Here is an 11870-nt window from a genome sequence, read left to right as displayed (position 1 = left end):
GCGCGAAGCGCTTCCGCGTGCCGACCGGACAAGGATTGGAACCATGCCGCTTCGCAGCCCCTTCGATGCCATCGCCGCCGCCGCCCGGGACGGGCGCGGCGCTTCCGCCGCGGGATCGCCTTATGCCCGGAGTAGCCGGGACCGCTACCGGGCCGTGGCGATGGCGCGCAAGCATCCGGAAGAACTCGGCGTCGTCCTGCGCCTGGTCGCCGTGATGGCCTTCTTCGCTGCCATGGCGACGCTGCTGTTCTGGCTCGCCCGCTGATCCCGACGGCCTTGGCCGCACTGCCCGGCGCGGCGGCGCGGAAGGCTCGGGGGCAGGCCGCGAGCGACAGCAGCGGCGTCCTTTTCCTATAGGATTTTTATATCTTTCCCTCCCGGCCTCTCTCGAACGCCTATGCGGTTCGGGGCCATATTCCCTGCAGATTTTCAATCGGATCCGGCGAACGGCGCGTCTTCGACGCAGGGCCGAACGATCTCATTCGCGGTCTTGTCGCCGACACTCGCAACGTTGGATCGCCCAGATTTCAAGGAGTGATGCAAATGGACTTCATCGTCGTCGGAATAGGCGTTCTGTTCTTCGCCTTTTCATGGGCCTACATCGAAATATGCCAGAAACTATAGGGCGGGGGCGGATCATGCTGGTCGATTATCTTCTGGGCGGCGCCGTGACGGCGTTCCTCCTCGTTTACCTGACCTACGCGCTGGTGCGCCCGGAGCGGTTCTGATCGCCACGGCGATCCCCGTCCGCGCCACCTTTCCTGGAAAGCACGTCACATGACCGTCAACGGTTGGATACAGATCCTCGTCTTCTGCGGGATCATCCTTGCGCTGGTGAAGCCGCTCGGGGGCTACATGACCCGCGTCTTCAACGGCGAGCGCACGATCCTGTCCCTTATCTTCGGGCCGCTGGAGCGCGGGCTCTACCGGCTCGCCGGCACCAGCGACCGAGAGGAGCAGCACTGGACGACCTATGCGGGAGCCATGCTGCTGTTCAATCTCGCGGGCTTCCTGCTGCTCTACGTCCTGCAGCGCGTGCAGGGATCGCTGCCCTATAACCCTGCCGGCATGGGCGCCGTCCCGCCCGAGCTCGCCTTCAACACCGCCGCCAGCTTCGTCACCAACACCAACTGGCAGAACTACGGCGGCGAAAGCACGATGTCCTATCTCACGCAGATGGCGGGCATGAACGTGCAGAACTTCGTCTCGGCCGCGACGGGAATCGCCATCGCCATCGTGCTGATCCGCGCCTTCGCGCGGAAATCGGCGCGGACGCTCGGCAATTTCTGGGTCGATATCGTCCGCGCCACGCTCTACGTGCTGCTGCCGATCTGCGTCGTCGGCACGCTGGTGCTCGTCTGGCAGGGCGTGCCGCAGAACCTGAACCCCTACACCGTCGCGACCACGCTGGAAGGCGCGCAGCAGACGATCGCCCAGGGGCCGGTCGCCTCGCAGATGATGATCAAGCATCTCGGCACAAACGGCGGCGGCTTCTTCAACGCCAACGCCGCGCATCCGTTCGAGAACCCGACCGCGCTGGTCAACCTGATCCACATGGTGATGATCTTCGCCATCGGCGCGGCGCTGACCAATGTTTTCGGCCGCATGGTCGGCAGCGAGAAGCAGGGCTGGGCTATCCTGGCCGCCATGGGCGTGCTGTTCCTGGCCGGCGTGGTCGTCTGCTACTGGGCGGAAGCGCAGGGCAATCCGCTCGTGCATGCGCTCGGCATCGACGGCGGCAACATGGAGGGCAAGGAGACCCGCTTCGGCATCGTGCTGTCGGCGCTGTTCGCCGTGGTGACGACGGCCGCCTCCTGCGGCGCGGTCAACGCCATGCATGACAGCTTCATGGCGCTCGGCGGCATGATCCCGATGATCAACATGATGCTCGGCGAGATCATCGTCGGCGGCGTCGGCGCCGGCTTCTACGGCATCCTGCTCTTCATCGTCATCGCCATCTTCGTCGCCGGGCTGATGGTCGGCCGCACGCCGGAATATCTCGGCAAGAAGATCGAGGCCAAGGAGGTCAAGATGGCGATGCTCGCCGTGCTTTGCCTGCCCCTGACCATGCTCGGCTTCACGGCGATCGCCATCGTGCTGCCGACCGGCCTGTCGTCGATCGCCAATCCCGGCCCGCACGGCTTCTCCGAGGTGCTCTACGCCTATACCTCGGCCGCCGCCAACAACGGCTCGGCCTTCGGCGGCCTGTCCGGCAACACGCCCTGGTACAACCTGACCATCGGCCTCGCCATGCTGATGGGCCGCTTCCTGGTCATCATCCCGGCCATGGCGATCGCCGGCTCGCTGGTGACGAAGAAGGTGGTGCCGGCTTCGGCGGGCACCTTCCCGACGCACGGGCCGCTCTTCGTCGGCCTTCTGGTCGGCGTCATCGTGATCGTCGGCGGCCTGACCTTCTTCCCGGCGCTGGCGCTCGGCCCGATCGTCGAGCACCTCGCCATGGTCCAGGCGCCGGGGCTGTGAGGCGATCATGAGCTACCGATCCTGGCTGGGCTGCCCGCATATCGCCCTCTCGACCCTTCGTCCCCGCGCCGGATCGGCGCGGGGAGAGGCGGGACCTGTGCCGCGTGCGTCGACCCTCATCCTCGGCCTGACCGTGGCGATATCGGCCCTCGTGCTGGCCGTCGATCTTCTCATCCGGCTGGCCGCGGCGACCTGAAGGTCGGACCGCCCGTCACCCGAGTTTCACGCTGGAGTCTCTGATGAGCCAGTCCAAATCCGCGAGCATCCTGGACGCTCGCATCCTCGTCCCCGCCATCGGCGGCGCGTTCAAAAAGCTCGATCCGCGCAGCCTGGCGCGCAATCCGGTGATGTTCGTCGTCGCGGTCGTCTCGGCCCTGACCACCGTCCTGTTCCTGCGCGACCTCCTCACCGGCGGCGCCAATCTCGGCTTCTCGCTGCAGATCGTCATCTGGCTGTGGTTCACGGTGCTGTTCGCCAATTTCGCCGAGGCCGTCGCCGAGGGGCGCGGCAAGGCGCAGGCGGAATCGCTCCGCCGCACCCGCACCGAGACGCAGGCGAAGCTGCTTGCCGACGGCGACCGCGACGATTTCCGGCTTGTGCCCGGCACCAGCCTGAAGGTTGGAGACGTCGTCCTGGTCGAGGCCGGCGACATCATTCCCTCCGATGGCGAGGTCATCGAGGGCGTCGCCTCGGTCAACGAGGCGGCGATCACGGGCGAATCCGCGCCGGTGATCCGTGAATCCGGCGGCGACCGCTCGGCCGTTACCGGCGGCACGCAGGTGCTGTCGGACTGGATCCGGGTTCGCATCACTGCCGCGGCCGGCTCGACCTTCATCGATCGCATGATCGCTCTGGTCGAGGGCGCCGAGCGGCAGAAGACGCCGAACGAGATCGCCCTCAACATCCTGCTCGCCGGCATGACGCTGATCTTCGTGCTGGCCGTCGTCACCATTCCGAGCTTCGCCAGCTATGCCGGCGGCTATATCCCGGTCGTCGTGCTGGTGGCTCTGTTCGTGACGCTGATCCCGACGACTATCGGCGCGCTGCTTTCGGCGATCGGCATCGCCGGCATGGACCGGCTGGTGCGCTTCAACGTGCTCGCCATGTCGGGCCGCGCCGTCGAGGCGGCAGGCGACGTCGACACGCTGCTGCTCGACAAGACCGGCACGATCACGCTCGGCAACCGCCAGGCGACCGAGCTTCGCCCGGTGCGCGGCGTCAGCGAGCAGGAACTGGCCGACGCGGCGCAGCTCGCCTCGCTCGCCGACGAGACGCCGGAGGGCCGCTCGATCGTCGTGCTCGCCAAGGAGAAATACGGCATCCGCGCCCGCGACATGCAGACCCTGCACGCGACCTTCGTGCCGTTCACGGCGCAGACCCGCATGAGCGGCGTCGATTTCGACGGCGCCTCTATCCGCAAGGGCGCCGTCGACGCGGTGCTCCGATATGTCGACCAGGCCGGCTCCGCGACCGCCGCCGACCGGCCCGGCGCCGGCACGGTGCGCGAGCTGCAGGCGATCGCCGACGAGATCGCCAAGGCGGGCGGCACGCCGCTCGCCGTGGTCAAGGATGGCCGCCTGCTCGGCGTCGTCCACCTGAAGGACATCGTCAAGGGCGGCATCCAGGAACGCTTCGCCGAACTCCGCCGCATGGGCATCCGCACGGTGATGATCACCGGCGACAACCCGATGACGGCGGCGGCGATCGCGGCCGAGGCCGGCGTCGACGACTTCCTCGCCCAGGCGACGCCGGAGATGAAGCTGGCGCTGATCCGCGAGGAGCAGGCCAAGGGCAAGCTGGTGGCGATGTGCGGCGACGGCACTAACGACGCCCCGGCGCTGGCGCAATCCGATGTCGGCGTGGCGATGAATACGGGTACCGTCGCGGCGCGAGAAGCCGGCAACATGGTCGACCTCGACAGCGATCCGACCAAGCTCATCGAGATCGTCGAGATCGGCAAGCAGTTGCTGATGACGCGCGGCGCGCTGACGACGTTCTCGATCGCCAACGACGTCGCCAAGTATTTCGCCATCATCCCGGCGATGTTCCTGGCCTTCTACCCGCAGCTCGGCGCGCTCAACGTCATGAACCTCTCGACCCCGCAGAGCGCGATCCTGTCGGCGATCATCTTCAACGCGCTGATCATCGTCGCCCTGATCCCGCTGTCGCTCCGGGGCGTCAAGTACCGGGCCGTCGGCGCCGGCGCGCTGCTGTCGCGCAACCTGCTGATCTATGGCGTCGGCGGCCTGATCGTGCCGTTCGCCGGCATCAAGGCCATCGACATGGCCATCACGGCCCTTGGCCTCGCCTGAAGGATAGTCCCATGCTGAAACAGCTTCGCCCCGCAATCTTCATGATCGTCGCGCTCACCGTGATCACAGGCCTGGTCTATCCGCTCGGCATGACCGGCATCGCCCAGGCGCTGTTCCCGCGCCAGGCCAATGGCAGCCTGGTCGAGCGCGACGGCAAGGTGGTCGGCTCCGAGCTCATCGGCCAGGCCTTCGCCTCCGACCGCTATTTCCACGGCCGTCCTTCGGCCGCCGGCAAGGGCTATGACGCATCGGCGTCCGGCGGTTCCAATCTCGGCCCGAGCAATCCGGCCCTGATCGAACGCATCACGGCCGATGCGGAAAGGCTGAAGGCGGAGAACCCCGGCGCCGCCGTGCCGATCGACCTCGTCACCACCTCGGGCAGCGGCCTCGACCCCGACATCTCGCCGGAGGCGGCCTATTTCCAGGTGCCGCGCGTCGCCAAGGCGCGCGGGCTCGACGAGGTCACGGTGAAGGCGCTGGTGACGGCGCATGTCGAGGACCGGCAGCTCGGCTTCCTGGGTGAGCCGGTCGTCAACGTGCTCGCCTTGAACCTTGCGCTGGACGCGGCCGGCGCGCAATGACAGGAAGTGCCGGAACCTGCGCCCTGGCGCCGGTTCCGGCCGTTTGGACAGAGGTCACGATTGGATGCCTGACGACAGTCGAGACGCACCGGGCCGGCCATCGCCGGACGCGCTGCTGGAGCGGGCGACGCGCGAGACGCGCGGCCGGCTGAAGATCTTCCTCGGCGCGGCGCCCGGCGTCGGCAAGACCTACGAGATGCTGATGTCCGGCCGCGCCCGCAAGGCCGACGGCGTCGACGTCGTCATCGGCGTGGTCGAGACGCATGGCCGCGAGGAGACGGCGGCGCTGGTCGAGGGTTTTGAAGTCGTCCCGCGCAGAATCGTCGACTATCGCGGCCGGGTGCTGGAGGAGATGGACCTCGACGCCATCCTCGCCCGGCGGCCGGCGCTGGTTCTCGTCGACGAACTGGCGCACACCAATGCCGAAGGCAGCCGCCATCCGAAGCGCTATCTCGACGTCGAGGAGATCCTGGCGCGCGGCATCGACGTCTACACCACGCTCAACATCCAGCATGTCGAAAGCCTGAACGACGTCGTCGCCCAGATCACCAGGATCCGGGTGCGCGAGACGGTGCCGGATTCGATCATCGACCGCGCCGACGATGTCGAGGTGATCGACCTGACGCCGGACGACCTGATCAAGCGCCTGCACGAGGGCAAGGTCTATTTCGCCGGCACCGCCAAGCGGGCGATCGAGAACTATTTTTCGCCAGGCAACCTGACCGCGCTGCGCGAGTTGGCGCTCAGGCGCACGGCGCAGCGGGTCGACGAGCAGCTCGTCAGCCACATGCAGGCGCACGCGATTTCCGGCCCGTGGGCGGCCGGCGACCGGGTGCTCGTCTGCATCGACGAGCAGCCGCGCAGCGCCTCGCTGGTGCGCTATGCAAGGCGGCAGGCGGACCGTCTGCGGGCGCCCTGGGCAGCGCTGCACATCGAGACGGCGCGTTCGGCCGGCCTGCCGGAGGCCGGCAAGGATCGGATCGCGGCGACGCTCCGCCTCGCCGAGCAGCTGGGCGGCGAGGCGATCACGCTGCCCGGCCAGGACGTCGCCCGCGACATCGTCCGCCACGCCATGGCGAACAACGTCACCCACGTCATCATCGGCAAGCCGGCGAAGCCGCGCTGGCGCGAGATGTTCGAAGGCTCCGTGTCGCACGAACTGATCCGGCTCGCCGGCGACATCAGTGTCCACGTCATCTCCGGCAATGACCGCGACGCGCCGCCGGCCCGCGAGGTGGCGCTGGCGACGCCGACCCGGCTGAAGCTGCGGCCCTATGCGCTCGGCGTCGCCTATACCGGCGTCGCGCTCGCCTTCGCCATGCTGCTGCTGCGCGTGCTCGACGTGCGCAATCTGGCGCTGGTGTTCCTGATGGCGGTGCTGACTTCGGCCGTCACCGCCGGGCTGTGGCCGGCGCTGTTCACCTCGGCGGTCGCCGCGCTCGCCTTCAATTTCTTCTTCCTGCCGCCGCTCTACACGCTCGATATCGGCGACCCGGAGAGCGCGCTCGCCTTCGTCTTCTTCCTCTGCGTGGCCGTGATCGCCAGCAATCTGACCGCGCGCGTCCAGCGCCAGGCGGCGGCGGCGCGCCAGCGCGCCCGCACCACCGAGGGGCTCTATCTGTTCAGCAGGAAGCTGGCCGGCGCCGGCACGCTCGAGGACGTGCTGTGGGCGACCGTCTACCAGATCGCCTCGATGCTGAAGGTCCGCGTCGTGGTGCTGCTGCCGGAGAACGGCACCATCGCGGTGCGCGCCGGCTATCCGCCGGACGACACGCTGGTCGACGCCGACATCGCCGCGGCGCGCTGGGCCTGGGAGCACAACCGCCCGGCCGGGCGCGGAGCCGATACGCTGCCCGGTGCCAGGCGGCTCTATCTGCCGCTGCGCACCGGCCGCACCGCGGTCGGCGTCGTTGGCCTCGACGATGACGGGCAGGGACCGCTTCTGACGCCGGAGGAGCAGCGCCTGTTCGACTCGCTCGCCGACCAGGCGGCGCTCGCCATCGAGCGGATCGAGCTGGTGGCGGATGTCGACCGGGCGCGGCTGGCGGCCGAGGCGGACCGACTGCGCTCGGCGCTCCTGACGTCGATATCGCACGACCTGCGCACCCCGCTTGCCGCCATCATGGGGGCGGCCGAGGCGCTGCGTGACTATCCCGACGCGATCGCTGCGGGCGACCGGGTCGAGCTGCTCTCGACCGTCATCGACGAGTCGGAGCGTCTGCATCGCTTCATCGCCAACCTGCTCGACATGACACGGATCGAATCCGGCGCCATGCAGCCGAATGCTTCGCTGCACTATGTCGGCGACGTCGTCGGCACCGCGCTGCGCCGGGCCGCCAAGATCCTTGCCGAGCACAGGGTCGAGGTCGGCATTCCGCCGGAGCTGCCGATGATCCGGCTCGATCCGGTGCTGTTCGAGCAGGTACTGTTCAACCTGCTCGACAACGCCGCCAAATACGCGCCGCAGGGCACGGCGATCCGGATCGAGGGATGGGCGGATGGCGGTTCCGTGGTGTTGCAGGTATTGGACGAGGGGCCAGGCATTCCGCCCGCCGACCTTGAACGCGTCTTCGATAGCTTCTATCGCGTGCGCAAGGCCGATCACGTGCGGGCCGGAACCGGGCTCGGGCTGTCGATCTGCCGCGGCTTCGTCGAGGCGATGGGCGGCACGATCCGGGCCGGCAACCGCACCGATCGGTCCGGCGCGGTCTTCACCATCAAGATGCCGGCCTCCGCCGACGTCGCCATGCTGGAAGATCTGCCATGACCAGTCCGACCGTGAAGATCCTGATCGTCGATGACGAGCCGCCGATCCGGCGCCTGCTGCGGGTGGGGCTGGCCTCGGAAGGTTTCGCCATCGACGAGGCGACCAATGCCCGCGACGCGATCGAGCATGTGGCGGCCGAGCGGCCGGATCTGATCCTGCTCGATCTTGGCCTGCCGGACATGCCGGGCCACGATCTTCTGGGGCGCTGGCGCGCCGAACTGCTGGAAGTGCCGATCATTGTCCTTTCCAGCCGCACCGACGAGGCCGGCATCGTCCGGGCGCTGGATCTCGGCGCCGACGACTATGTCACCAAGCCGTTCGGCATGAAGGAGCTGGTGGCGCGGATCCGCGTCGCGCTCCGCCACCGGCTGCAGCAGCAGGGCGAGAAGCCGGTCTTCCAGACGGGCGATCTGTCGGTCGACCTGGTCAAGCGGATCGTCAAGGTTGGGGGGCGCGAGATCAAGCTCTCGCCGAAGGAATACGACATCCTCCGGGTTCTGGTGCAGCACGCCGGCAAGGTGCTGACGCATCAGCATCTGTTGAACCAGGTCTGGGGCGGCTCGACGGATGTGCAATACCTGCGCGTCTATGTCCGCCAGCTCCGCCAGAAGATCGAGCGACAGCCCGATCAGCCGGAATACATCACCACGGAGACGGGGGTCGGCTATCGCTTGCGCGACGTCGAGTGATACAGAGCTGGCACGCCGCTGCCGAAATCCGATGCGCTGCAGGCGCCGATACGAGTGAGACCATGATCCTTTCTGAATTCATCAAGCCCGAAAGCGTGATGATCGACCTTGCCGCCCCTTCGAAAAACAAGCTGCTCGCCAGCTTGTCCGAGCAGGCGGGGCTGGCGCTCGGCCTGCCGGTCGAGGACATCTATCAGGCGATTCACAATCGCGAGAAGCTCGGCTCGACCGGCGTTGGCGACGGCATCGCCATTCCGCATGCGCCGGTGCCGGGCCTCGAGGTTCCGTTCGGCATGGTCGCGCGGCTGAAGAAGCCGGTCGATTTTGAATCTGTCGACGACGTCCCGGTCGATATCGTCTGTCTGCTGCTGATGCCGGGACAGGGCTCGTCGCCCTATCTCAACGTGCTCGCCTGCATGGCGCGCAAGCTGCGTTCGCCGAAGGTGGTGAAGTCGATCCGTGTCGCGGTCCTTCCCGACCAGGTCTACACGGCGCTGTGCGAGGAGCCGGCCTGACGCGGGGACCCGGGCCGGAACCCTCCGTCGCCATGGGACGTTGACCTCCCGTTGAAGCGAACGGAGGTGCATCATGCCCCGGGGCGACAAGTCGAAATATACTGACAAGCAGGAACGCAAGGCCGGCCACATCGCCGAGAGCTATGAGGAGCGCGGCGTTTCCGAGAAGGAGGCCGAGCGGCGCGCCTGGGCCACCGTCAACAAGGACGATGGCGGCGGCAAGAAATCCGGCTCCGGCCGCGGCGCCCATACCGGCCATCCGGCCGCCCACAAGGGCGGCGAACTGGGCGGCGCCGCGTCCGCGGCCCGTCCCGCCGCCGAGCGATCGGCCGCAGCGAAGAAGGCCGCCGCCACCCGCAAGCGTAACACGGAGCACCGGGCGCATGGCTGAAGCCAGGCGGCCCGAGTCTTCGACGGCAGAGGAGGCGATCATGGACCAGCGCGTGGAACTCTCCCGGCACGACCTGACGACCACCGAGGTGCGGCAGGCGATCGCGCCCCATCGGCTGCGCTACATGCTGCTGGCGGGCACCGTCGCTGTCGTTCTGGGCTTTGTCGCCGTTTATTTCCTGGTCCAGTAAACCGATGAAGGGCGATCGATATGGCGCCGCGTTCATTCTGGAAGGGCTATCTGAAGCTGTCGCTCGTCACCTGCCCCGTGGCGATGATGCCGGCGACGACCGACAACGAGAAGGTGCGCTTTCATACCCTGAACCGCGCCACCGGCCATCGGGTCCTCAGCCAGTATGTCGACGCCGAGACCGGGGAGGCGGTCGAGGACGACGAGCAGGTCAAGGGCTACGAGCGCGGCGAGGACGAGTATCTGATGCTCGAGGACGACGAGATCGCTTCCGTCGCGCTCGAAAGCACGCGGACCATCGACATCGAGATGTTCGTGCCCGCCGATGACATCGGCTGGATCTGGTACGACAAGCCCCACTACCTCGTGCCCGACGATCCGGTCGGCGAGGAGGCGTTCTCCGTCATCCGCGATGCCATGGCCGCCACCGGGACGGTCGGGATCTCCCGGCTGGTCCTTTATCGCCGCGAGCGCGCCGTCATGCTGAAGCCGCGCGAGAACGGGATCGAGCTCTGGACGCTGCGCTATGGCGACGAGATCCGCGACGAGGCCCTCTACTTCGAGGGTGTCGGCGACGCCAAGGCGGATCCGAAGCTCACCGAGATGATGGAGACGCTGATCCGCGAGCGGACCCGGCCATGGTCGCCGGCCCTTGTCACCGATCCGGTGCAGGAGCGCCTGCTCGAGATCATCGCCGCGAAGAAGAAGGGCCGGAAGCCGCCGGCACGGAAGGAAGCGCCGGCGAAGGAGGGCAACGTGGTCAGCATCATGGATGCGCTCCGGCGAAGCATTGCCTCGGAGAGCAAGCCGGCGTCCAAAGGCCGGTAAGCGAAGGGGCGGTGAGGGCTCGAAGAAGACGGCGCGGCTGCACCGCGCCGCCGTCTTGTTCGGGAATGGCTAGACGCCGTCGGCGAGCGTGATGATCTTGCCGGTGGCGGCGGCTTCCTCGATCGCCGTCAGCACCCGCGTCACGCGCAGGCCGTCCTGCGCGTCGGCGAGCAGCGGCGCGCCATCGGCGACGGAATCGATGAAGCGGGCGATCGCCTCCATGACGAAGCCGCCGATGCGGCCGCCCGCCGCCGGGGTCACTCCGAGCAGGTCATGCGCGCGCCGGCCGGCGCCGGTGTACTTGCTGAAGGCGCTGTTCTGCGCCGTGTCGGTCTGGATCGCGCCCTTCTCGCCGATGAATTCCATCCGGAAATCGACGACGCCCGGCATGTCGCGCGGCAGCACCCAGCTGTTCTCCATCTGGGCGATGGCGCCATTGTCGAATTCGAGGATGGAGAGATGCACATCGGCCGTGTCGACGCCGTTCGACTTCAGGTAGCCGCGCCGCACCATCGCCTGCACGCGCTTGACCTCGGCGCCCATGATGAAGCGGAGCGCATCGAGCGAATGGCTGCCGAGGAACCACAGCGCCGAGGAACGGCCGGCCCAGGACAGGAGGTCGTAGGGCACGAACACCGTGTTCGACAGCTTGGCCGAGGCATGCAGCGGCGTGCCGATCTCGCCGGCGGCGATCGCCTCACGGGCGGCGACGATGGCCGGGTTCACGCGGTTGTGGAAGTCGACCATCACCTTGACGCCGGCCTTGTCGGCCGCCGCGGCGATCGCCTCGACCTCGCGAAGCGTGGTCGCCAGCGGCTTCTCGCTCATCACATGCTTGCCGGCCTGGATCGCCGCCAGCACGATGTCGCCATGGGCGAAATCGGGCGTCGCCACGGTCACGGCGTCGATATCGGGATCGGCCAGAAGCTGCTTGTAGTCGGTGTAGGTCTTGCCGGCGCCGAACTGCTTCTGCATGTCGGCGACGCGGGCCGGGTCGAGATCGCACACGGCGGCGAGCTCGGCGCCCTCGATGGCGCTCAGCGTCTTGCAATGGAACGAGCCCCAGAGGCCCGCTCCGACCACGCCGAAGCGAACTTTGCGCGATGACGTCATTTCC

Annotated in this window: 13 protein-coding genes; 12 read left to right on the top strand and 1 reads right to left on the bottom strand. The window is 67.7% G+C overall.

All coding sequences use genetic code 11. The features are described 5' to 3' along the window. Window positions 1-43 precede the first annotated feature (43 nt). The 12 genes from WFK98_RS24430 (at window position 44) to ku (ending at window position 10753) form a co-directional block, all read left to right on the top strand. The gene (locus WFK98_RS24430) at window positions 44-265 is read left to right on the top strand and encodes a hypothetical protein (RefSeq protein WP_336802104.1); all 222 of its coding nucleotides are present in this window, start codon (window positions 44-46) and stop codon (window positions 263-265) included. 373 nt (window positions 266-638) lie between these two features. Beyond that, entirely contained in the window at window positions 639-728 is a 90-nt protein-coding gene (locus tag WFK98_RS24425) for a K(+)-transporting ATPase subunit F (RefSeq protein ID WP_266337163.1), read from the top strand. Between the two features lie 49 nt (window positions 729-777). After that, window positions 778-2481: a potassium-transporting ATPase subunit KdpA gene (kdpA, locus tag WFK98_RS24420; RefSeq protein WP_336802103.1), complete on the top strand. Its 1704-nt coding sequence runs from the start codon at window positions 778-780 to the stop codon at window positions 2479-2481. A gap of 7 nt (window positions 2482-2488) precedes the next feature. Further along, window positions 2489-2677: a hypothetical protein gene (locus WFK98_RS24415; RefSeq protein ID WP_336802102.1), complete on the top strand. Its 189-nt coding sequence runs from the start codon at window positions 2489-2491 to the stop codon at window positions 2675-2677. A gap of 43 nt (window positions 2678-2720) precedes the next feature. Then, window positions 2721-4793: a potassium-transporting ATPase subunit KdpB gene (gene kdpB, locus WFK98_RS24410; RefSeq protein ID WP_336802101.1), complete on the top strand. Its 2073-nt coding sequence runs from the start codon at window positions 2721-2723 to the stop codon at window positions 4791-4793. A gap of 11 nt (window positions 4794-4804) precedes the next feature. After that, window positions 4805-5374 (top strand): potassium-transporting ATPase subunit KdpC, encoded by a 570-nt coding sequence (gene kdpC, locus WFK98_RS24405; RefSeq protein WP_336802100.1) that lies wholly within the window; start codon window positions 4805-4807, stop codon window positions 5372-5374. Window positions 5375-5438: 64 nt separating this feature from the next. Next, window positions 5439-8141 (top strand): sensor histidine kinase KdpD, encoded by a 2703-nt coding sequence (locus WFK98_RS24400; RefSeq protein ID WP_336802099.1) that lies wholly within the window; start codon window positions 5439-5441, stop codon window positions 8139-8141. Beyond that, window positions 8138-8830 carry a response regulator transcription factor gene (locus WFK98_RS24395; RefSeq protein ID WP_336802098.1) on the top strand — a complete coding sequence of 231 codons (693 nt, stop codon included), beginning with the start codon at window positions 8138-8140 and terminating at the stop codon, window positions 8828-8830. Before WFK98_RS24400 ends, WFK98_RS24395 begins: the two co-directional genes overlap by 4 nt. Before the next feature lie 62 nt (window positions 8831-8892). Next, a complete protein-coding gene (locus WFK98_RS24390) occupies window positions 8893-9345 on the top strand; it encodes a PTS sugar transporter subunit IIA (protein ID WP_336802097.1) in 453 nt (150 codons plus the stop codon). A 73-nt stretch (window positions 9346-9418) separates the two neighbouring features. After that, window positions 9419-9736: a plasmid stabilization protein gene (locus WFK98_RS24385; protein ID WP_266337171.1), complete on the top strand. Its 318-nt coding sequence runs from the start codon at window positions 9419-9421 to the stop codon at window positions 9734-9736. Between the two features lie 40 nt (window positions 9737-9776). Further along, window positions 9777-9926 (top strand): hypothetical protein, encoded by a 150-nt coding sequence (locus WFK98_RS24380; protein WP_336802096.1) that lies wholly within the window; start codon window positions 9777-9779, stop codon window positions 9924-9926. 20 nt (window positions 9927-9946) lie between these two features. Continuing rightward, window positions 9947-10753, top strand: a complete 807-nt coding sequence (gene ku, locus WFK98_RS24375; protein WP_336802095.1) for a non-homologous end joining protein Ku — start codon at window positions 9947-9949, stop codon at window positions 10751-10753. Between the two features lie 69 nt (window positions 10754-10822). On the opposite strand, the gene WFK98_RS24370 is transcribed toward ku, so the two are convergent. Next, a complete protein-coding gene (locus WFK98_RS24370; RefSeq protein WP_336802094.1) occupies window positions 10823-11866 on the bottom strand; it encodes a Gfo/Idh/MocA family protein in 1044 nt (347 codons plus the stop codon). Window positions 11867-11870 lie beyond the last annotated feature (4 nt).

Origin of the sequence: Kaistia sp. MMO-174 (assembly GCF_037147815.1) — a bacterium.
Lineage (GTDB): Bacteria > Pseudomonadota > Alphaproteobacteria > Rhizobiales > Kaistiaceae > Kaistia > Kaistia nematophila.
This window is presented reverse-complemented; position numbering and strand designations above follow the sequence as displayed.

Bases quoted from the DNA above. Each gene is read 5' to 3' on its own strand.
- WFK98_RS24425 (WP_266337163.1), top strand. From the start codon at position 639: ATGCTGGTCGATTATCTTCTGGGCGGCGCCGTGACGGCGTTCCTCCTC.
- WFK98_RS24400 (WP_336802099.1), top strand. From the start codon at position 5,439: ATGCCTGACGACAGTCGAGACGCACCGGGCCGGCCATCGCCGGACGCG.
- WFK98_RS24430 (WP_336802104.1), top strand. From the start codon at position 44: ATGCCGCTTCGCAGCCCCTTCGATGCCATCGCCGCCGCCGCCCGGGAC.
- WFK98_RS24415 (WP_336802102.1), top strand. From the start codon at position 2,489: ATGAGCTACCGATCCTGGCTGGGCTGCCCGCATATCGCCCTCTCGACC.
- WFK98_RS24395 (WP_336802098.1), top strand. From the start codon at position 8,138: ATGACCAGTCCGACCGTGAAGATCCTGATCGTCGATGACGAGCCGCCG.
- WFK98_RS24385 (WP_266337171.1), top strand. From the start codon at position 9,419: ATGCCCCGGGGCGACAAGTCGAAATATACTGACAAGCAGGAACGCAAG.
- kdpC (WP_336802100.1), top strand. From the start codon at position 4,805: ATGCTGAAACAGCTTCGCCCCGCAATCTTCATGATCGTCGCGCTCACC.
- ku (WP_336802095.1), top strand. From the start codon at position 9,947: ATGGCGCCGCGTTCATTCTGGAAGGGCTATCTGAAGCTGTCGCTCGTC.
- WFK98_RS24380 (WP_336802096.1), top strand. From the start codon at position 9,777: ATGGACCAGCGCGTGGAACTCTCCCGGCACGACCTGACGACCACCGAG.
- WFK98_RS24370 (WP_336802094.1), bottom strand. From the start codon at position 11,866: ATGACGTCATCGCGCAAAGTTCGCTTCGGCGTGGTCGGAGCGGGCCTC.
- kdpA (WP_336802103.1), top strand. From the start codon at position 778: ATGACCGTCAACGGTTGGATACAGATCCTCGTCTTCTGCGGGATCATC.
- kdpB (WP_336802101.1), top strand. From the start codon at position 2,721: ATGAGCCAGTCCAAATCCGCGAGCATCCTGGACGCTCGCATCCTCGTC.
- WFK98_RS24390 (WP_336802097.1), top strand. From the start codon at position 8,893: ATGATCCTTTCTGAATTCATCAAGCCCGAAAGCGTGATGATCGACCTT.